Origin of the sequence: Streptomyces anthophorae (genome assembly GCF_049310305.1) — a bacterium.
GTDB lineage: Bacteria > Actinomycetota > Actinomycetes > Streptomycetales > Streptomycetaceae > Streptomyces.
On sequence record NZ_JBLWQQ010000001.1, the window covers coordinates 8,306,641 to 8,325,851 of the forward strand.

Annotated in this window: 17 protein-coding genes and 1 tRNA gene; 8 read left to right on the forward strand and 10 right to left on the reverse strand. The window is 70.2% G+C overall.

The features are described 5' to 3' along the window. Nucleotides 1-6: 6 nt before the first annotated feature. Together ACNYS0_RS37800 and ACNYS0_RS37805 are read right to left on the reverse strand one after the other, a co-directional pair. Nucleotides 7-2,094: an MDR family MFS transporter gene (locus ACNYS0_RS37800; RefSeq protein ID WP_422480522.1), complete on the reverse strand. Its 2,088-nt coding sequence runs from the start codon at nucleotides 2,092-2,094 to the stop codon at nucleotides 7-9. A 181-nt stretch (nucleotides 2,095-2,275) separates the two neighbouring features. Beyond that, the gene (locus ACNYS0_RS37805) at nucleotides 2,276-2,764 is read right to left on the reverse strand and encodes a DUF309 domain-containing protein (RefSeq protein ID WP_422480524.1); all 489 of its coding nucleotides are present in this window, start codon (nucleotides 2,762-2,764) and stop codon (nucleotides 2,276-2,278) included. A 127-nt stretch (nucleotides 2,765-2,891) separates the two neighbouring features. Here ACNYS0_RS37805 and ACNYS0_RS37810 point away from each other — a divergent pair. Then, nucleotides 2,892-2,965 (forward strand) — tRNA-Pro (locus ACNYS0_RS37810). 249 nt (nucleotides 2,966-3,214) lie between these two features. Here ACNYS0_RS37810 and ACNYS0_RS37815 read toward each other — a convergent pair. Next, on the reverse strand, nucleotides 3,215-4,297 hold the full coding sequence (locus ACNYS0_RS37815; RefSeq protein ID WP_422480526.1) for a saccharopine dehydrogenase NADP-binding domain-containing protein: 1,083 nt from the start codon (nucleotides 4,295-4,297) through the stop codon (nucleotides 3,215-3,217). Nucleotides 4,298-4,387: 90 nt separating this feature from the next. Between ACNYS0_RS37815 and ACNYS0_RS37820 the strand changes: the two genes are divergently transcribed. Continuing rightward, nucleotides 4,388-4,951 (forward strand): TetR/AcrR family transcriptional regulator, encoded by a 564-nt coding sequence (locus ACNYS0_RS37820; RefSeq protein WP_422480528.1) that lies wholly within the window; start codon nucleotides 4,388-4,390, stop codon nucleotides 4,949-4,951. Between the two features lie 459 nt (nucleotides 4,952-5,410). Then, nucleotides 5,411-5,614, forward strand: a complete 204-nt coding sequence (locus ACNYS0_RS37825) for a cold-shock protein (protein ID WP_327350435.1) — start codon at nucleotides 5,411-5,413, stop codon at nucleotides 5,612-5,614. Between the two features lie 221 nt (nucleotides 5,615-5,835). On the opposite strand, the gene ACNYS0_RS37830 is transcribed toward ACNYS0_RS37825, so the two are convergent. From ACNYS0_RS37830 to ACNYS0_RS37860, 7 genes are all read right to left on the reverse strand, one after another. Further along, on the reverse strand, nucleotides 5,836-7,203 hold the full coding sequence (locus ACNYS0_RS37830; protein WP_422480530.1) for an MFS transporter: 1,368 nt from the start codon (nucleotides 7,201-7,203) through the stop codon (nucleotides 5,836-5,838). Further along, nucleotides 7,200-7,781, reverse strand: coding sequence for a glycine-rich domain-containing protein (locus tag ACNYS0_RS37835; protein WP_422482880.1), 582 nt, complete (start codon nucleotides 7,779-7,781; stop codon nucleotides 7,200-7,202). Before ACNYS0_RS37835 ends, ACNYS0_RS37830 begins: the two co-directional genes overlap by 4 nt. A 94-nt stretch (nucleotides 7,782-7,875) precedes the next feature. After that, nucleotides 7,876-9,204 (reverse strand): phenylacetate--CoA ligase family protein, encoded by a 1,329-nt coding sequence (locus ACNYS0_RS37840; protein WP_422480532.1) that lies wholly within the window; start codon nucleotides 9,202-9,204, stop codon nucleotides 7,876-7,878. 184 nt (nucleotides 9,205-9,388) lie between these two features. Further along, a complete protein-coding gene (locus ACNYS0_RS37845; RefSeq protein WP_266717401.1) occupies nucleotides 9,389-9,541 on the reverse strand; it encodes a hypothetical protein in 153 nt (50 codons plus the stop codon). 275 nt (nucleotides 9,542-9,816) lie between these two features. Further along, complete coding sequence (locus ACNYS0_RS37850) at nucleotides 9,817-10,908, reverse strand: ABC transporter ATP-binding protein (RefSeq protein ID WP_422480534.1); 1,092 nt, start codon at nucleotides 10,906-10,908, stop codon at nucleotides 9,817-9,819. Beyond that, on the reverse strand, nucleotides 10,901-12,691 hold the full coding sequence (locus ACNYS0_RS37855; protein ID WP_422480536.1) for an ABC transporter permease: 1,791 nt from the start codon (nucleotides 12,689-12,691) through the stop codon (nucleotides 10,901-10,903). The genes ACNYS0_RS37850 and ACNYS0_RS37855 overlap by 8 nt, the downstream gene beginning before the upstream one ends. Nucleotides 12,692-12,746: 55 nt before the next feature. Continuing rightward, nucleotides 12,747-13,931: an ABC transporter substrate-binding protein gene (locus ACNYS0_RS37860; protein WP_422480538.1), complete on the reverse strand. Its 1,185-nt coding sequence runs from the start codon at nucleotides 13,929-13,931 to the stop codon at nucleotides 12,747-12,749. Nucleotides 13,932-14,125: 194 nt separating this feature from the next. Here ACNYS0_RS37860 and ACNYS0_RS37865 point away from each other — a divergent pair, with 194 nt between their 5' ends. The 5 genes from ACNYS0_RS37865 (at nucleotide 14,126) to ACNYS0_RS37885 (ending at nucleotide 19,155) form a co-directional block, all read left to right on the forward strand. Next, nucleotides 14,126-15,109, forward strand: a complete 984-nt coding sequence (locus ACNYS0_RS37865) for a phosphoglycerate dehydrogenase (RefSeq protein WP_422480540.1) — start codon at nucleotides 14,126-14,128, stop codon at nucleotides 15,107-15,109. Between the two features lie 78 nt (nucleotides 15,110-15,187). After that, nucleotides 15,188-15,979, forward strand: coding sequence for an IclR family transcriptional regulator (locus tag ACNYS0_RS37870; RefSeq protein WP_422480542.1), 792 nt, complete (start codon nucleotides 15,188-15,190; stop codon nucleotides 15,977-15,979). A 49-nt stretch (nucleotides 15,980-16,028) separates the two neighbouring features. Next, nucleotides 16,029-16,643, forward strand: coding sequence for an RraA family protein (locus tag ACNYS0_RS37875; RefSeq protein WP_422480544.1), 615 nt, complete (start codon nucleotides 16,029-16,031; stop codon nucleotides 16,641-16,643). Nucleotides 16,644-16,715: 72 nt separating this feature from the next. Further along, nucleotides 16,716-17,831 (forward strand): amidohydrolase family protein, encoded by a 1,116-nt coding sequence (locus tag ACNYS0_RS37880; protein WP_422480546.1) that lies wholly within the window; start codon nucleotides 16,716-16,718, stop codon nucleotides 17,829-17,831. Beyond that, a complete protein-coding gene (locus ACNYS0_RS37885; RefSeq protein WP_422480548.1) occupies nucleotides 17,815-19,155 on the forward strand; it encodes an MFS transporter in 1,341 nt (446 codons plus the stop codon). The genes ACNYS0_RS37880 and ACNYS0_RS37885 overlap by 17 nt, the downstream gene beginning before the upstream one ends. Nucleotides 19,156-19,211 lie beyond the last annotated feature (56 nt).

A 19,211-nucleotide genomic window follows, 5' to 3' on the forward strand; every position in this document is an offset into this window, starting at 1 on the left:
GTCTCCCTACATGGGCACGAGGGTGCGCTCCGAGCCCGACCTGCTCGTCGAACCGGTCGCCATGTCCTCGGCCAGCAGCCGCTTCGCGATCGAGTCGACCGCGGCGCGCAGCTCCGCGTCCGCGGGGCGGCCGACGTCGGCCTCGACCTTCGCGCTCAGCCAGTTGCCCCAGGCGCTGTTGATGACCTCGGACTCCCGGTGCCCCGCCTCGGTGTGCGAGAAGTACGCGCCGGTACGCGTCAGATAGCCCTCGTCGACCATCCGCTGGAACACCGGCACCAGCACCTCGGGCGGCAGCCTGCGGCGCGCCGCGATCATGCCGAGGCTCGCGTGGCCGACCATCCGCGTGAAGAAGTCCACCTGCATCACGGCCCACGCGCCCGCGATGTCGAGCCGGGTCTCGGACTTCTCCAGGATGTGCCGCGCGGTGTTGAGGTCCGTCTCCTTCACGAGGTTCGCCACGGCCCGCTCCAGGACATGCGCCGAGTCGCCGGTCGACGGCTGCGCGAAGCCCTCACCCATGTCGGCGGAGCCCGCGCGCGCGGTGTCGCGCAGCTCCACCTGCTTGAGGAACAGCGCGACCAGGAAGCCGATGACCGCGACCGGCACCGTGCACAGGAACACCGTGTGCAGCGAATCCGCGTACCCGTTGACGATGGGCTCGCGCGCCGCCTCCGGCAGGCTGTGCAGACCCTGCGGGCTCTGCGCGGCCTTGGCGAGGGCCTCCGGCGAGATCCCGGTGCCGGCCCGCGCGGCCTCCGCAACGCCCTGCTTCAGGTTCGGCTCCAGGCTGTTGGCGTAGATCGTGCCGAACACGGCGGTGCCGAACGAGCTGCCCAGCGTGCGGAAGAACGTGACACCGGAGGTCGCGGTGCCCAACTCCGCATAGTCGACCGTGTTCTGCACGGCGATCGTCAACACCTGCATGCACAGACCGATGCCGAGACCCAGGACGAACATGTACAGGGACTCGAGCCACGTGCTCGTGGTTCTGCCCATCAGGGACAGCAGATACAGGCCGAGCGCCATCACCAGGGCGCCCACGATCGGGAAGATCCGGTACTGCCCGGTCTTGCTGACCACGTTGCCGGAGAAGATGGACGCGATCAACAGACCGATCACCATGGGCAAGGTGCGTACACCCGAGATGGTGGCCGAGTCCCCGTCCACGTACTGCAGATACGTCGGCAGGAACGTCATCGCGCCGAGCATCGCGAAGCCCACGATGAAGCTGAGGATCGAGCAGACCGTGAACACCGGGTTCCGGAACAGATGCATCGGCAGCATCGGTTCCTTGGCCCGCGTCTCCACCCAGCAGAACAGCCCGAGCGCGACGAGGCCGCCGACGAAGAGCCCGATGATGACGCCCGAGCCCCACGCGTACTCGTTGCCGCCCCAACTGGTCCCCAGAATCAGGGCGCTCGCGCCGACGGCGACGAGCGCGATGCCCAGATAGTCGATGATCGGCCTCGCCGCCGACTTCACCACCGGGATCGTCCTGGCCGCCGCGATCACGACGACGATCGCGATCGGTACGTTGACGTAGAACGCCCAGCGCCACGTCAGGTGGTCGGTGAAAAGGCCGCCGAGGAGCGGCCCGATGACGGTCGAGACACCGAACACGGCGCCGATCGCACCCTGGTACTTGCCCCGTTCGCGCAGCGGGATGACGTCCGCGATGAGCGCCATCGCCGTCACCATCAGACCGCCGGCGCCGATGCCCTGCAACGCCCGCCAGGCGATGAGCAGCGACATGTTCGTGGACAGTCCGCACAGGAACGAGCCGGTGATGAAGATGATCGCCGAGAGCTGGAAGACGATCTTGCGCCCGAACATGTCGCCGAACTTGCCGACGAGGACCGTGGCGACCGTCTCCGCGAGCAGATAGGCCGTCACGACCCACGACATGTGCGCCGCGCCGCCCAGGTCCGAGACGATCGTCGGAAGCGCCGTACCGACGATCGTCTGGTCCAGGGCGGCCAGCAGCATGCCGAGCATGATCGTCCCGAAGACGACATTGCGGCGGCGTCTGTCGAGGACCGGTGGAGCCGTCTCGGCGGCCGGCGGCGGGGCTGCTTCTTCGGTGGTCGTCACCTTCGCAGGGTCACATCGGGGCCCGGACGGCGCATGCGGGTGGGGGCCGGACCGGTGACGTGCGGGTTTGGGGTCGGAGAGGGGTGTACGCGCTGGGGTGGAGTGGGCGTGCGCGGCTCGGGGCGGAGTGGGCGTGTGCGGCGCGGGTCGGAGGGAGGCGTGCGCGGCGCGGCGCCCGGTGTCAGGTGAGGCGCGGTGCGACGGAGGCGGCATCCACGGGTTCGGCGGCCCGTTCCACCTCATCGGCCAGCGCACGCGCCCAGTCCACCAGCGCGGCCGTGTCCAGCCCGGCCGGGGCAACGCCCTGCCACGCCGCGATGCCCTCCGCGCCCCGGCGCAGCAGCCGGGCGCCCCCGGTTGCGTTCCCACGTGCCGCGTGCGTGAGCCCCACGGCGGTCTGCGCGAGGGCCCGCCACAGCCCGCGCTCGCCCTCAGGCCCGGATTTCCAGGCGTCCTCGAACACCTCGTGGGCGTGGAACGGCCGCCCGGCATCCAGCAGTGCCTGCGCCTCCGCGACGCTCTCCGCGGCCGTCCGTACGACCCCTTCCGGCTGCCGCTCGACACCGGGCGTGCCGTAGGGGAGCGGCCGCCCGAGCCCGTCACGGGGCCGGGCATTGCGCGCCCGTCCCTCCTGGTCACGGTCCCGTTCACCGTTGCGCGAAGTGCTCATGCCCCGATTCTCGCGCAGCCGCCCGCGAGCCCGCAGATCCGGTTTCAAACCACCCCTGAGCTTGGGGTATTGTTCTTCTTGTCGCCGCCGACGGGACGGAAAACACCGGGCCGAAGGCAGTGGACATCGGGACGTGGCGCAGCTTGGTAGCGCACTTGACTGGGGGTCAAGGGGTCGCAGGTTCAAATCCTGTCGTCCCGACAGTTCGAACGATCGAACGTCGCAGGTGAAGGGCCGTTTACGAACGGCCCTTTTCTTGCGTTCAGGGGAGGTTGGGGGCGGGCCAGCCCCCTGGACTTCCCGGCCCGTCCGGCCGCCATGTACAACCGCTCTTGCTGGCGGGGGATTTGGGTGTGTTTCGGGGACGTGGGCGGAGGCGGCGTCCCCGGTTTCGGTCGAATGCCTGGGCTGCGCACCCCAGTTGGCGTCGACCCCAGCTGAGGCGCTGACCTAGGGGCGGGCGGCATCCATGAAGTCGGCTCCGGCGGCGACGGCGAGGTCCGGGCCGAGTGCTGCGGCCGGGGTGTGTGCGCCGGGCCGCCCCTCTCCCGCTGCGAGCCGGAGTGCGGTCTGTGCGGCCACAGCGGAGGTGAAGTCCATTGCGTCGCCGGCCTTCAACCAGCCTTCGCGGACGGTGCCGTCGGGCCAGGTGATGACGGCGTGGCCCCACGTGTGCGGGCGGGGGCGGGGTGCGGCCTTGGCCTTGATCCTGGACATCCGGCCGATCGCGAAGGACCGTACGGCGGGTACCCGCAGGATGGCCGACAGCAGCGGAAGGGCCGTTCGAACGGCGCGCGAGGCCGGGACGAGGCCGGAGGTCGCCGACACCGACGGGGCGCCGCTCACCCGGTGTGCGGCGACGAGTTCGCCGGAGGGGACGCCGACCGATGACATGCGTTCCCCGTCGGGCAGGGTCAGGTGATGGACCTCCCCGCCGAGGCGGGTCTTGACCGGTCGACCGCCTTCGTAGCGGCGGCCTCCCGTCGCGAAGCCGTCCACGATGCTGGCGGCCAGGGCCTCGCCGAGCACCCCTTCCTCGACGGCGACCGAGGCGAGGGCATCCACCCGGACGTGGCTCGGTGCAGGGCGGTTCTCGCACAGGCGGGCCACGATCGCCTCGGTTCCGGCGACGCCGAATCCCGCGCCGGTGACCAGGGTGCTGCCCGCGGCGGTGGCCTCGTCGTGCAGGGCGAACAGGCGGTGGAACGCGGTCGGATCGTTGGCCTGGTCGAGGTAATGCCCGCCCGGCATGCAGGCGCGGGCGAGCGGGACGGCGCTCGCGGCGTAGTCGCCGATGGTGTTGACGACGGCGGCGGGCCGCTGCCGGGTGATCTCGGCCGCCATGGCGTCCGTCCCCGACGCGACGACGATCTTCGTGTCGGCGTCGAGCCCGAGGTCGGCGGCCGTTGTGCGCAGTCGGCCGGCGTCGCGACCGACCAGCACGGGAACGGTCCCCGCCGCCACGATCCGCGCTGCGACGGCCCGGCCGACCCGACCGGTGGCCCCCAGAATCCAGATCTCGCTCCGTGTCATGACGCATTCGCCTCCGGTGATGTCTCACTGTGTCATCACCATGCTAGCAGTGATGACACAGTGAGACATGTGTGTGGGTAGGATGCGGGCATGGCACGTTGGGACCCAGGAGCACCGGAACGCCTGCGCCAGGCGGCGCTGGACCTGTTCGGCGAGCACGGCTACGACGCCGTGACGGTGACGCAGATCGCGGAGCGGGCGGGGCTGACCCGCCGGACCTTCCACCGGTACTTTCCGGACAAGCGGGAGATCCTTTTCGCCGGCTCCGAGCGGCTTCCACGCGCCGTGGCCGAGGCCGTCGTCGCTGCCGATCCCGAGCGCGGGCCGTTGCGGGCGGCGCTGTCGGGCCTGCGCGAGGTCGGCTCTCAGGTCAGTGCGACGGTCGCCGATTCCGGGCGGCGCAGAGCGATCATCGAGTCCAGTGCGGAGCTGAAGGAACGCGAGCGCAGCAAGTCGGCCGCGGTCACCGCCGCGCTGCAAGAGGCCCTCGAAGAGCGTGGGGTCGCGCCCGCCGAGGCGCACCTGGCCGCACGGGTGGCCTCAATCGTCTCCGAGGAGGCGTTCGGCCGCTGGACCGGCGGCGAGGGCCCCTTCCTCAGGTGTTTCGACGCCGCCGAGGCCGCGCTCAACGCGGTGCTGGCCGGGGACATGTGAGCCGAGCCGCTGCCTCCAGGTCATCGTGAACGGGGGCGTCGGCTCACCGGCAGCGACGCGGTGGACCTGCTCGGCGGGCAAGGGCCTGGCCTGGCCTGGTCTGGCACGGGATCCTGTCCGGCCCCCCCCGCATGGCGAGCACCAACATCGAACTCGCATACCGCCGCAGCAGGACCTGGAGGCCCGTCTCCGGGCCCTGGATGTCGCCCTTCCAATTGAGCGACGCGGCCCCCGGGGAGCGCCCGATGGCGCCAAGTTGGCAAATGGAATTGACGAGCACCCACCATTCGGAGGTCTGCCGGTGTAACGTCTTGCTCAGCTGTCATGGATCCGAAGTACTGGTCGCCCGTGAGTACGAGCTCACGGGCGTTCTGCTGTTCAGAGTCTCGGAGGACCAGGACGATCACCTCCGGCTCCCGCACAAAGCGGGACCGTTTTTCGAGTCTCTTGGAGGACAATATGGCCACCGGAACCGTGAAGTGGTTCAACGCGGAAAAGGGCTTCGGCTTCATCGAGCAGGACGGCGGAGGCCCCGACGTCTTCGCCCACTACTCCAACATCAACGCCTCGGGCTTCCGTGAGCTCCAGGAGGGCCAGAAGGTCAACTTCGACGTCACTCAGGGGCAGAAGGGCCCGCAGGCGGAGAACATCACCCCCGCCTGAGCCCGCAGCTCTTCGATGCCCGCCCCGGGCTTGGCCGGGGCGGGCATCGCCCGTTGGGGCCGCACGGCCGGCGATGCGGGCCAGGCGCACGAGCGTGAGAAGGGGGCATTGCCGATCTCTGTCGTCGGCGCGACAGCAGGGCCGAACTGCACCGACGTAATATTCGGCACCCACAACTGCCTGCAAGTCCCTGGTCGCCCCAACGTGCGGAGACCGCAGACCTAGTGCCCCGCGGGCTCCGCCGCCGCACCGGTGCCGGAACTTTCCTCGGTCCCAGTGGACTTGGAAAGCCTGTCCGTTCCGGTGTCTCCCTGGCCGTTGCTGCTTCCCGCGCGGAGCCGCAGCAGGGCCAGCGGGGTGAGGAGCACGGCCAGGAGGCCGCCGGCGAGGCCCAGCGCGGGGAAGCCGATGCCGGCCACCACCGCGCCGGAGGCCGCCCCGCCCGTGGCGCCCGCGAGGGAGATGCCGACGTCGACGACGCCCTGGGTGCGGGCCCGGGTGGCCACGGGGAGCGCGTCCGTGATGAGGGCGGTGCCGCTGACGAGGCCGAAGTTCCAGCCGAGGCCCAGCAGGACCAGGGCCGTGGCGAGCGCGGCGACGGAGTGCGGCGGCGCCAGAGCGGCGAGCGCCCCCGCCGCCAGCAGCGTCGTCCCGGAGGCCGCGGCCAGCCACAGCCGTCCGATGCGGTCGACGAGCAGCCCCGTGAGCGGCGACGGCAGATACATGGCGCCCACGTGCAGGGCGATGACCAGGCCCGTTGCCTGGGTGCCGTGCCCGTGGGCCTGCATGTGGACCGGCGTCATCGTCATGACAGCGATCATCACGAGCTGGGTGAGGACCATGACGGCGGTGCCGGTGGCCAGGCCGCGGGTGTCCGTACGTCCCGCGGTCCCGGCGGCCGACCCCGGCTCCGCCGTCGCCTCCTCCTCGGCGGCCCGCTCGCGCGCGAGCAGCAGCGGGTCCGGGCGCAGCAGGGCGGCCAGGGCCAGGGAGGCCGCACCGTACGCGGCCGTGGCGAGGAGGAAGGGGCCCGCGAGGCGCGGTATGCCCCAGGCGTGCGCCCAATGACCTGTCACGTGGACGAGGTTGGGGCCGATGACCGCCCCGAACGTCGTCGCGAACAGGACGGTGCTGACCGCCCGGCCGCGCCGCGCGGGCGAGGCGAGGTCGGCCCCGGCGTACCGGGCGAGGAGATTGGCGGCCGTGCCCGAGCCGTACACCAGCAGGGAGACGAACAGCAGCGGCACGCTGTCCGCGACCGCGGCGAGCACGACGCCGAGGCTGCCGACCGCGCCCGTCCCGTACCCCAGGGCGAGTCCGGGTCGGCGACCCCACCGCTGGCAGAGCCGCCCGATGCCCAACGAACCGAGCGCGGCGCCCCCGGTGAACAGTGCGCTGGGCAGCCCGGCGAGGCCCGTGGAGCCCAGCATCCGCTCGGCGAGCAACGCCCCCACGGTGATCCCGGCGGCGAGGCCGGCCCCGCTCAGGGCCTGGCAGAGGACGAGGACGGTCAACACACGCCGCTGCGCGGGGTGTTCGGGTTCGGGTGTCGGCCGTCCGGCCTGCGAGGGGCGTGCCGCAGAGGTCACGCCGCACCGATCGGCTCGGCGGGGGCGTTCGGCTCCATCGGTTCGAGCGCCGAGATCTCGTCCAGCGGCATGTCCATGTGCTGGTGCAGGTAGCGCACGATGGTCCAGTGCGGCAGCGCACCCTCGTCGAAGGGGCCGAACTCCCGGCAGTACAGCGGGATCCAGCGCAGCGCCTCCTCGGCGGCCTGCTCACGGCCCGGCTCCGCCTGGTAGTCCTCGTAGGCGATGCTGCGGTGGTGGATGAAGTACCGGCCCGGCAGGCGCTCCTCGCACAGGGCGACGTATTCGCGGGTCTGAAGGATCAGGTAGTGCCAGATCTCGTCGATGGCCTGCTCGACGGGGAGGAAGAGGCCGCTGAGCCGCTCGCGGTACTTCGACACGAGGTAGAGGTAGCGGAGGCACTCGGTCACCTGCCGCTCCACGTAGGCGCGTTCCTCGCCGGTCTCCTTCACGAAGTACGCGACCACCTCGCCGTGCAGGTCGTGGCCGAGCAGTTCGCGCAGGTCCTCGTCGGTGACGGTCGTGGTGGGCGCTTCGTGCGCCGCGTGCGGGTCCTGCGGGTTCTGCTGGTTGGCCATGTGGTTCTGGTCGTTCACGTCGTTCCCCTCGGATGCTTCCCTCGGTGCTGCCCCGGGTTGTCCCGGCCCTCGCTCCTTCTGGGGGCGGCTCCCATCAACTCCTCGCCAGCCAGGCGTACTTGCCGGAGACGCCGATGGGGATGTGGTCCCGGTGTTCGACGCGGCAGGCGCGCCCGGTCAGCGCGGAGACGGAGCGCCCCAGTGCTTCGGACTCGTCCGTGCCGAGCGGCTTGCCGTCGAAAGTGGTGCAGCGGAGCACGGCGGACGGTGACCCGTGCCCCTCCGTTTCGGCTTCCGGCAGCAGCAGTTGGTGCACGAAGACGCGGGGTGCGGCGGTGGCGACCCGCTCGTCCAGGTCGCCCGCCGCGACGGGCCCGTCCGGCCCGTCGAGGAGCTCCTTCTCCCGGCCGCAGAACGAGACGATCTTCTCGGGGTCCGGCGAGCCGTCCCGCGTACGGGCGCAGTCGCCGGAGCGGTAGCGGATCAGCGGCATGTGCGGGTTGCGGACGCTGGTGACGATGAGGGAGTAGAGGGTGCTGCCCGGGGCGACGGGGAGGAGTTCGACGCTCATCCCCTCCAGGTACGGGCGGTAACCGCCGGTGCGGTCGCTGTAGAAGAGGTAACCGAGCTCGGTGCTGCCGAAGAGGTCGACGACCGGGCAGTCGAACCGGCTCTCCAGGAAGCGGCGTACGTTGCGCGGCGTGTACTCGTACGCGGTGATGATGCTCGCCGGGCGCGGGAACGACTCCGGGTTCTCCCACAGTCCGGCGTCCTCGGCGTGGCGCACGAGGTGTGCCAGGTGGTAGCCGGAGCAGTCCAGGTGGTAGCGGCCCTCGGGGTGCGAGGCGGCGATGGCGCGCAGCTCGTCGAGCATGCGCTCGACATCGGCACGCTCCCACAGGGCGGGGTCGAGGCGCAGGTTGAGATAGACGGTGCGCTCGTCCAACCGCCGGTCCTCGAGGGAGGGTTCGGCGCCCGGGGTGCTTACGTCGCCGCTGGAGCTGGAGCTGGAGCTGGAGCTGTCGTCGGCGCTTCCGTCCCGCCCGCCGCCGCGTTTCTTCGCGTTCACGCGGGCCACGTGTTCGGTCGCCAGGACGGTGGTGAGGGAGGCGCGTCGGCAGCCGTCCCGCCAGGTGTGCGCGATGTCGGGGTGCTCGCTCCACAGCCGGTAGTAGGAGCGGAGCAGGAAGTACGGGGGGCGGATGAGCTGCATCCGCGCATGGTTGGTGCCGGTGGACAGGACGTACTCCGCCGCGCCGGCCGCGAGGGCGGCCTCCAGTCGCGGCGTCATCCAGTTGTCCGGGAATCCGCGGGCGATCTCGGGCTTCTCCAGCACCGGGAAGTGGCCGCGCGCGACGGAGTCGCGGTAGATCGGTATGTCCTTGACCTGCTCTATGACGTCGGCAGTCGGCTGACCGTCCATGGTCGTCCTCGAAGGATCGGGAGCGTGGGGGAGGGGGCGGGGCGCTCGCCGTCGCCCGTACGTCGCCTGGGGGCGGGCCGCGGCCGGTCCTGTCGGACCGGCCGCGGCCCGCCCTGGACCGCCGCTGTCACCCGGGTCGGTGCTCAGCCGCAGCCCTTGATCGTGCGACCGGGTGCGTCCTGCTTCAGGAGATGCAGCCGGTCTTCGGGGCGGCACTGATACAGCCCGCCTTGGGGGCGGCGCTGATGCAGCCGTCCTTGGCGGCGGTCGCCGAGTTGGCGGCGACCCAGCCCTGCCAGTTGGCGTCCTGAGCCATCTTCTTGACGAGCTTCTCCATGTCGACCTCCGCAAATGTGGTGGGGACAGCGGTACGAGGACCAAGATCCGTACCGCCCGATCGAGCGTAAAAGGACCCCCAAGACAATGTCAAAGGTCAGTAAAGTGAACTGGTCGAAGACTGGGTGGAATTGGCTCGAACTGATCGTTAACGGGTCGCCAGGACGGCAGGACGAGCCTCACCGTAGGGAGGGCCTGGCGTCGCGAGGCGGTACGCAGGTCCAAGAGGGGGCCTTCACCGAGGGCGTCCGCTCTGAAGCGGCGCACCGGCCCGAGCTATCCGTGGGGATACACCAGACAGTCGTCGGCCCGAAGATGCACCGTGGTGTCGGCCGCGGGCCGGTGGGTCGGGCTCTCTGCGAGGAGGGTGAGGTCGCCGACGGACAGCCGGTACTCGTAGTGGGCTCCGGTGTAGGCCCGGTCCACGATGCTCGCCTTCAGCACGCTGCCCTGGTCCTCGTCGACGACGGTCTCGTCCGCGAAGCGGACGCGTTCGGCGCGCAGGCCGACCGTCACACTTTGACCGTCGTGGAGGCCGTCGGCGCGGCGGACGCGCAGAGACTGATCGGTGCCGGAGAGGGACACCCGTACCGTCGTGGTGTCATCGGCCGTGATGTGCACGGTTCCCTCGAGGAGGTTGCAGCGGCCGATGAACGCGGCGACCTCGGGCGTCGCGGGTGTCTCGTAGATCTCGGCGGGAGTGCCGACCTGCTCCAGCCTTCCGCCCAGGAACACCGCGATGCGGTCACTGAGCGACATGGCCTCGACCTGGTCGTGTGTGACGTACACCGTGGTGATGCCCATCTCCCTCTGGAGGTCCTTGAGCCATGCTCGCGCCTGGTCGCGCATCTTGGCGTCCAGGTTGGAGAGCGGCTCGTCGAGGAGGAGCACGCCGGGGGAGTAGACGATGCCGCGGGCGAGGGCGACGCGTTGCTGCTGGCCGCCCGAGAGCTGATGCGGGTAGCGGTCCCTGAGTTCGAGCAGGCCGACCTTGTCGAGGGCCGCGTCGACCCGGCGGTCGCGTTCGTCCGCCGGGAGCTTGCGCAGCTTGAGGGGGAAGGCCAAATTGTCCGCGACCGTCATGTGGGGCCACAGGGCGTAGGACTGGAAGACGAGCCCGAGGTTGCGGCCCTCCGGTGGCACCGTGGTGTCGCGGTGCCCGTCGAAGAAGACGTCGTCGCCGACACGGATGGTGCCGGAGTCGGGGTCCTCCAGGCCCGCGACGCAGGCCAGGGTCGTGGACTTGCCGCAGCCACTGGGGCCGAGGAGGGTGAAGAACTCCCCCTCGGCGACGGTGAACTCGACGTCCGTGAGCACGGTGTTGCCCGAGAAGGACTTGCTGATGTTCTCGACGGCGAGCTCAGGCATGGGGCGCACCCTTCTTTTCCTTGACGAACAGGTTCACAAGACCTGCGGCGACGACGGTGACGGCGATCTGGATGGTGGAGAGTGCGGCGACGGATCCGGTTTCTCCCTGCGTCCACAGCTCGACGGCGGTGGTGCCGATGACCTGGGAGTCCGAACCCGCGAGGAACATCGCCGGCGCGTACTCGCGGATCATCTGCACCCAGATGAGCAGGAACGAGGCGACGAGCGCGGGAGCGATGAGACGCAGGAGCACGCGCGTGACGGTGCGCCACCAGTCGGCGCCGGCGACACGGGCGGCGTCGTCGAGTTCCTGTCCCAGCTGGAGTACCGCGGGCGAGATGGAGCCGAAGGCGGAGGGCAGGGCGCGGATGCCGAAGGCGATCACGACGGCGACGAGCGTTCCCTGGGCCGCGCTGATCGGGGACGGCGCGAGCGCGATGGCCCAGAACAGGCCGATGCCGATGATCAGTCCGGGGATCGCCTGCGGTGAGAGGGCCAGCACCTCGAGCCACCGACCGAGACGGAACCGGGACCGTCGTGCCGTGAGGACGACGAGCGCTCCGAGGAGGGTGACCGCGGCGGCCCCGGTGAGCGCGACGACGAGGCTGTTCGTGATCGACTGCGTGTACGGCTCATAGGCGAAGATCAGCCGGAAGTTGTTGAGGGTGAGCGTGGAGAACGGGGAGATGAGTGGCGACAGGAACCGGCTGAACGCCCGCAGTACCAGGGCCGCCATGGGCAGCAGGACACCGAAGCCGAGATAGAGGGCGACGAAGCCGAAGCCCAGCCAGCGCCAGGCGCCGATGTCCAGGCTGCCGCGGCGCGTGGCCTTGCCGCGCACGCTCACGTACCGCTGGGCGTGCTTGAGCAGGCGGATCTGAAGCAGCGACAGGCACACGGTCGCGGCGAGGATCAGCGTCGATGCGGCGCCGAGCAGCCCGTAGTCGGGACGCAGGGCCTCCATGCCGTGGGCGTAGAGAAAGCTGGAGAACATCTCGATGTCATTGGGCTCACCGAGGATCAGCGGGATCGACAGGGTCTCGACCGCGGTACCGAAGATCAGCAGACTCGCGTAGAGGACCGGTGGTCGCAGCATCGGCAGGACCGTCGAGCGCAGCACACGGACGGGCTTCGCACCGCAGACGCGGGCCGCCTGTTCGAGGGAGGCGTCCGACGATGAGAGGGCGTTGGCGCAGAACAGATAGGCGATGGGGGCCTGTGCGACGGCCTCCACGAAGGCCATGCCGGGCAGGCTGTACAGGTCCCAGGGGACGACACCGAGGGTGTTGTGCAGGGCGGCACTGACGAACCCGGCGGGTCCGTACATCACGATCCACCCGAAGGCGAGCACCAGCGGCGACAGGTAGATGGGCCACCGCACGACCTGCGCGAACAGCCGGGCCCCTGGGAAACGGGTCCGGGTGAGCAGCACGGCCATGGGGACCGCGATGGCAAGGGCGAACAGCGTGGTGAGCACCGCGAAGAGGAGCGTGTTGACGACCGTGTGTCCGAAGCCGGCCTCGGTGAACAGCCGGACGTAGTTGCCCAGGACGAAGGCGCCACCGCCCTCGTACAGGGGCCGGTCGCGCAACGACTGGTACAGGATGGGGACGACAGGTGCCAGGACAAGCACCGCTGTCAGGAGGAAGACGGCGTAGTGGATGCCGACTTCCCTGCCCGCGCCGCGCCAGCGTCGGTAGCGCGGCGGCCGGTCGTGCCCGGGGGGTGTGGGCGGGGTGGGCCGTGGCGGACTGGGTGCCAGGGCCGATGACTGCTGAGGCATGAGGGCTCTCCGGGACGGGCTGAGGGGCGAACGAGGGGTGGGCGGAGGCGAACCGCTACTTCCTGGCGCTGTCCCAGCGGCGCGCGTACGCCGCGTGCGCGCTTTCCCCGACGCCCTTGTACGAGGCGAGGAACACGCGGTCCTCGCCCAGGCGGCGGACCAGGCCCTGGTACGGCTCGATGCCACCGGCGCCCTCGGTGCCCTCGCGATAGGGGCCCAAGCCACCGGAGACCGCGTCCTGTTGGCCGGCCGCGGACAGCACGTAGTCGAGGAACAGCCGGGCGGCGTTGGGGTGGGGTGCGGTCTCGACGATGGAGAGGGCGCGGGGCACCGCCACCGTGCCTTCCTCGTAATAGGTCCAGCCGAGGAGGCCGCCGCTGCGCTCGGCGATCGGGATGGCGACGGTGCCGCCGGAGTGGACGGCGGCGTCGTACTCGCCGGAGATGACCTTCTCGGTCAGTGAGCCGGAGGAGTTCTCCGGGCGGCAGAAGGGCAACAGCCGGCGGAGATGGGACCAGCCGCCCGGTGCGTGTGCGGTGTAGGTGGCGTTGCTGGAGTAGCCGAAGGGGTTCGTCGTGTCGTAGATACCGATCTTGCCCCGGTACCTGGACGGGTGTGCCTCGCACAGGTCGGCCATGCTGCGCAGGCCCTTGGGGTACTGCGAGGCCGCGAGGGTCTTGCGGTTGTAGAGCACCACGTTCGGGTCGGTGGACAGCACGAAGACGCGCGGGAGGATCTGGGCGAAGTCCGGCAGTCTGCTCAGTTCCACGGACTCGTAGTCGAGGGCGACGCCCCGCTGCGCGTAGTCGGCCCAGTCGGTGGGTGAGATGGAGAGGAGCAGATCGACGGGGGAGCCGCCGGTCGCCCGCTCGCTGTAGTAGCGCTGGAAGACGGCCGAGCTGCTGAGGTTGGTGGCTCGTACCTTGCTGATCCAGGGGTAGCGGCGGGTGAAGCCGTCGAAGAGGGGCTGGAGCGCGGTCTGCGGCGCGTTGCTGTACAGGAGCAGTTCGTCCTCGCGGCGGGAGGCGTCCACCCACTGCGCGTAGTCGGCCGGGTAGTAGTCCGGAAGCGGGTGCGCCTCGGCGTTCTTGAGGTCCTCGGCCGTGCATCCCGTGAGAGGGGCACCGAGCCCGAGCAGGGCTCCAGATGCGAGGAGTCCCTGGAGCGCCCGTCGTCGGGGCGGGGCCGGACCCCTGTCCGGTGGGCGCTGCTCGGGGTGGGGATGGCGGGGCGGGTACATCGGTTCACCTCTGAAAGTGACGGCTCTGGCACCACGGTCTCTCGATCAACCCCCGCACCATGGCGTGCGCTTCTCTCGTAAAGCAAGACCTGTGGTCGAAAAAATCGAAGAAGCTCTCGCTAGATGAAAGTAGGTATTGCGTAGCGAGTGTTTCGGGTCTTAGATGGGTGCTCCCAGAGATTGAGGAGGTCTCCGTGCCCGATCCCCGGGTCCTAGTGACGACCCAGTACCTGAGCCCGGACGACGAGGTCGACGCGCTCCTGCGTGCCGAGGGCTGTCAGACCCTGCACAGCCCTTGGTCGGGCCACCGGGAACCCGGTGAGCTGGCGGACCTGCTCAGTGGCGTGGACGCCGCGATCGTGGGGTCGGACCCCCTCACGGCCGCGGTTCTGGCAGCGGCCCCGCGGTTGCGCGTGATCTCGCGCACCGGTGTGGGCTACGACGCGATCGACGTGGCCGCGGCCGCCGAGCTCGGCATCACGGTCTGCAACACACCGGGCGTGAACCGCAACAGCGTCGCCGAGACGACCCTCATGCTCATGCTCATGAGCGCCCGCCGGGCCGCGGAGAACCTCGAGGACGTACGCGTCGGCAACTGGCGCCGGCTGCCCGGCGTCGAACTGCGCGGGGCGACGCTGGGCCTGATCGGCTGCGGGCGCATCGGGCAGGCCGTCGCGGACCTCGCACTCGCCTTCGGCATGCGGGTCCTCGCCTACGACCCCTTTCCCGACCCGGACTTCGCCCGGCGCGCGGCGGTCGACTTCGTGTCCGCCGACGAGGTGGTCGAGCGCAGTGACTTCCTCAGCCTGCATCTCTTCCTGTCGGACGAGACCCGCCACTGGTTGAACGCGGAGCGCCTGGCGCGCATGAAGCCGACGGCCCATGTCATCAACACGGCCCGCGGCGGGGTCCTCGACGAGGCGGCGCTCGCCGCGGCGCTGGCCGAGGGGAAGCTGGCCGGCGCCGGTCTCGATGTCGTCGAGGGGGAGCCGCTCGCGGCCGACAGCCCGTTGCGGCAGACCTCCACCTGTGTCGTCACGCCGCACATCGGTGGGTCCACGGTCCAGGCCCGCGGGCGCAGCGGAATCGAGGCGGCACACAACGTGCTGCGTGTCCTGAAGGGGGAGTCTCCCCGCAACGTCGTCAATCCGCAGGTGCTCCAGCAGGCGGTCCCGTAGTCCGGCCGAAAGGGCCAGATAGTCTCTCGCCAGGTGAGAACAACTCTCCGCGAGGACAGTGATGAGGGGACCAACGGCGTGACCGACGAGACCACCCAGCCCGCAAGTGACAACAAGGGCGGCACCGCCAACCTGCGAGCGCTGGAACGAGCCCTGGACGTCCTGGAGACCTTCAACGACTCCAAGGCACCCCTGCGGCTCACGGACATCGCCAAGCGCACCAACCTGCACCTGGCCACGGCGCAACGCATCCTCACCGTGCTCGAACGGCGCGGGTACGTGAGCCGTGCGGACCGCGACTACCGCATGGGACTCGCACCGCTGCTGGCCGCACACACGTACCTGACGACCAGTCAACTGACCCTCGTCGCCACCCCGGTGCTGCAAGAACTCATGCTCGCCACCGGGCTCACGGCCTCCCTGTTCGTGCGCATCGACCATGCGCGCGTGGCCGTACAGCGCATCGAGGGGCCCACGCCCCTGCGCTACCAGCTGCCCATCGGGCAGCAACTGCCCCTGCACAAGGGCATCGGCAAGCTGCTCCTGGCCGACCTGGACGACGGCGAGGTCGAGGAACTCGTGGCGGCGTCCCTCGCCGCCACGCCGCCTGCCGAACGGGAGGACATCGCACTGTCCGCCCTCCTGGCCCAGCTGCCCGAACTGCGGGCGCAGGGCTACATCGTCGCCGCCAACGAGCGGGTGGCGGGCACCGCGGCGGTGGCCGCGCCCGTCATCAACAGCGCCGACGGCCGGTACATGGCCATCGCCTCCGTCACCGGCCTGTCGAAGGACATCGACGACGCACGTGCCGAAGCCCTCGTGGTCGAGGTGCGGCGCGCCGCCGACGCCATCTCCACCCGACTGAGCTGACCCACGTCGCACGGCGCGGGAGCTCATCAGACTCAAGGAAGCCACTTCAGTGACTGACTCTCCCGACATCCTGCGCCGTCTGGCCGCCCTTCCCGTCGCCAACGTCGGCGACGCCATGGACCGCCTGAACGTGTGCCAGTCCGTCCTGCGGACCATGTGCCCGGGGCTGACCCTGGCCGGCCCCGCCTACACCGTGCGCACCAGGCCCGGTGACAACCTCTACATCCACAAGGCTCTCGCCGAACTCCAGCCGGGACAGATCCTCGTCGTCTCGGGCGGCGGAGACATCGACCGCGCCCTCATCGGTGAACTCGTCGCCGGACGCGCGGTCGCCAAGGGCTGCGCCGGCATCGTCATCGACGGCGCGGTCCGCGACGTCGCCGTCCTCCAGGCCCTCGGTGTCCCCGTGTTCGCCCGGGCCATCACCCCCGCCGGCCCGTACAAGGACGGCCCCGGTGAACTGGACGTCCCGATCGCCGTGGCCGATGTCGTGGTCAAGCCCGGTGACTACGTGCTCGGCGACGACGACGGAGTGGTGGTCGTGCCGCAGGAACGCGCCGAGACCGTCGTCGAGCGAGCCGAGGACAAGCAGCGTCAAGAGGACGCCAAGCGCACCGAGATCGCAGCTCAGCTCGGACTCGAAGCCTTCCCCACCGGCGCCTGACACGGTCGGCGGCGCCCACCCCGGGCGCCGCTCCGTGGCACGACACAAAGCCCCCAAGGACGTGGTGCTTTCATGCAGTACCCCAACGCCGGGGCGGCCGGCGGACCCTCGTCCCCCGTGCACGCCCCCGTCCGGGAGGACTGGCTCGCGCTCGTCGACGAGCCCCTCGCGCTCCCGGACATCCCCGTCATCGACGCCCACCACCATCTGTGGGACCGCCCGAACCACACCTATCTCGCCGAGGAACACCTCCAGGACCTCGCCACCGTTCCCAACGTCGTGGCCACCGTCTACGTCCAGTGCCGGTCGTCGTACCGCACCGACGGGCCGGAGGAGCTCAAGCCGGCGGGAGAGGTGCGCTTCGCCCGGCGGATCGCCGAGGACATCCGCAGAACACACCCCTCGGCCCCCGACGTGTGCCGCGCCGTCGTCGCCGGAGCCGACCTGACCCTGGGGCACCGGCTGGCGGACGTCCTCGACGTCATGCGGGCCGAGGCCGGAGGCCGGCTGCGCGGCGTACGCAATCAGACCGCCTGGCACGCCGACCCCCGTGTCACCAGCTCCCCGTTCCCGCCCGCCGCCGACCGGCTCGTCGACCCCGCGTTCCAGGCCGGCGCACGGGCCCTGGCGCAGCGGGACCTGAGCCTGGACGTGTGGGCGTACCACAGTCAGCTCCCGCAGGTCCGTGACCTCGCGCGGGCCTGTCCCGACACCACCATCGTCGTCGACCACATGGGCGGCCCTCTCGGCGTCGGCCCCTACGCGCACCACCACGGCGAGGTCCTCGCCGAGTGGGACCGGGAGTTGGCGGAACTGGCCCGGTTCCCCAATGTGCGCATGAAGCTCTCCGGCGCAGGCCTGCGTGTCCTCGGGTTCGGCTTCGACGAGCGTCCCGCCCCGCCGACCTCCGAACGGCTCGCGTCCGAGATGACGCCCCTGATCGACACCTGCCTGCACCGGTTCGGTCCCGAGCGATGCATGTTCGCCAGCAACTTCCCTGTGGACAAGGGCATGTTCGGCTACCGCGTGCTGTGGAACGCCTTCGCCCGGACGGTCGCCGATCTGTCCCCCGTGGAACAGGCCCAGCTCTTCCACGAAACGGCCGAGTCGGTCTACCGGATGGATCCCTCGACGAACGCCCCCGCACTTCGCCCCTCTCAGGAGCAGCCCCATGACCAGCCTGCGTAAGAACCCCGCCGGGGATGCCTCTGAGATGGAGAAGGCCACCATCCGGCAGATATCGATCCGGCTGCTCCCCCTCCTCGTGCTCGGGTACCTGATCGCCTACATCGACCGGTCCAATGTCGGCTTCGCCGCCATCCACATGAACGACGACATCGGTCTGAGCTCCTCCCAGTTCGGCTTCGGGGCCTCGGTGTTCTTCTTGGCCTACGTGGCCCTGGAAGTCCCCAGCAACATGGCGCTCAACCGCTACGGCGCCCGCGTCTGGCTCGCCAGAATCATGATCACGTGGGGGCTCGTCGCCGCCGGTATGGCCTTCGTCGCCGGCCCCACGTCCTTCACCGTCATGCGTGTGCTGCTCGGTGCGGCCGAGGCCGGCTTCTTCCCCGGCGTCATCCTCTACCTGACCTTCTGGTACCCGCCGGCCCACCGGGGCCGGGTCATCGCCCTGTTCAGCATGGCCATTCCGCTGGCGAGCGTGCTGGGCTCCCCTCTCTCCGGCTACCTGCTGCGCCTCCAGGGCCTGCTCGGCCTGCACGGCTGGCAGTGGCTGTTCATCATCGAGGGCATCCCCGCAGCCGTTCTCGGGGTCGTCGCGCTCTTCGTGCTGCCCTCGCATCCGAACAACGCACGGTGGCTCACCGCGGAGCAGCGTGCCTGGCTGGAGAACGAACTCCGGGCGCAGGAGCCGGCCTCCGAGGTGCGCCATGTCCCGATGCTGAAGACCCTGCTGAACAAGCGAGTTCTGCTGCTGTCGCTGGTCTACGCGTCCACCGCCGCGATCAGTCAGGCGCTGTCCGTGTGGCAGCCCCAAATGGTGAAGGGCTTCGGACTCTCCGACACACAGGTCGGCTGGCTCAACGCCATCCCCTTCGCCATCGCCACGATCCTGATGATCCTCTGGGGCAGGGCCTCCGACCGCGGCAGCGGGCGGGTCCGCTTCACGGTGATCCCGATCGCCCTCTCCGCGGTGGCCCTCGCCTTCGTGCCGCTCGCCTACGCGTTGCCCGTGTTCCTGCTCGTCCTGTCCGCCGTCCTCGTGGGGACCTATGCCGCGAAGGGCCCTTTCTGGAGCCTGTCGACGCAGTGGCTGAGCCGACGCGAGGCCGTCGCGGGCGTAGCGGTGATCAACTCCCTGGGGTCGCTCGCGGCCTTCGGGGGGAACTGGCTCGTGGGCGGGATCAAGGACCGCACCGGCAGCTTCACGCTGGCGCTGATGCCGCTCATGGCCCTGGCCGCCGTCAGCGTCCTGGCCCTGATCGTCGCCGCGCGCGCCGAGCGCAGGAGTGACATCGGTGCCGCACCCGACCAGCAGGAACTGGGCGTGTAGCGGCCTGGGCAGGCGGGTCGTGAACCCATCGCTCCACGCAACCAACGAAGAGCTCT

Bases quoted from the DNA above. Each gene is read 5' to 3' on its own strand.
- ACNYS0_RS37825 (WP_327350435.1), top strand. From the start codon at position 5,411: ATGGCCACCGGAACCGTGAAGTGGTTCAACGCGGAAAAGGGCTTCGGC.
- ACNYS0_RS37805 (WP_422480524.1), bottom strand. From the start codon at position 2,764: ATGAGCACTTCGCGCAACGGTGAACGGGACCGTGACCAGGAGGGACGG.
- ACNYS0_RS37815 (WP_422480526.1), bottom strand. From the start codon at position 4,297: ATGACACGGAGCGAGATCTGGATTCTGGGGGCCACCGGTCGGGTCGGC.
- ACNYS0_RS37835 (WP_422482880.1), bottom strand. From the start codon at position 7,781: ATGGCCAACCAGCAGAACCCGCAGGACCCGCACGCGGCGCACGAAGCG.
- ACNYS0_RS37850 (WP_422480534.1), bottom strand. From the start codon at position 10,908: ATGCCTGAGCTCGCCGTCGAGAACATCAGCAAGTCCTTCTCGGGCAAC.
- ACNYS0_RS37845 (WP_266717401.1), bottom strand. From the start codon at position 9,541: ATGGAGAAGCTCGTCAAGAAGATGGCTCAGGACGCCAACTGGCAGGGC.
- ACNYS0_RS37880 (WP_422480546.1), top strand. From the start codon at position 16,716: ATGCAGTACCCCAACGCCGGGGCGGCCGGCGGACCCTCGTCCCCCGTG.
- ACNYS0_RS37885 (WP_422480548.1), top strand. From the start codon at position 17,815: ATGACCAGCCTGCGTAAGAACCCCGCCGGGGATGCCTCTGAGATGGAG.
- ACNYS0_RS37820 (WP_422480528.1), top strand. From the start codon at position 4,388: ATGGCACGTTGGGACCCAGGAGCACCGGAACGCCTGCGCCAGGCGGCG.
- ACNYS0_RS37860 (WP_422480538.1), bottom strand. From the start codon at position 13,931: ATGTACCCGCCCCGCCATCCCCACCCCGAGCAGCGCCCACCGGACAGG.
- ACNYS0_RS37855 (WP_422480536.1), bottom strand. From the start codon at position 12,691: ATGCCTCAGCAGTCATCGGCCCTGGCACCCAGTCCGCCACGGCCCACC.
- ACNYS0_RS37840 (WP_422480532.1), bottom strand. From the start codon at position 9,204: ATGGACGGTCAGCCGACTGCCGACGTCATAGAGCAGGTCAAGGACATA.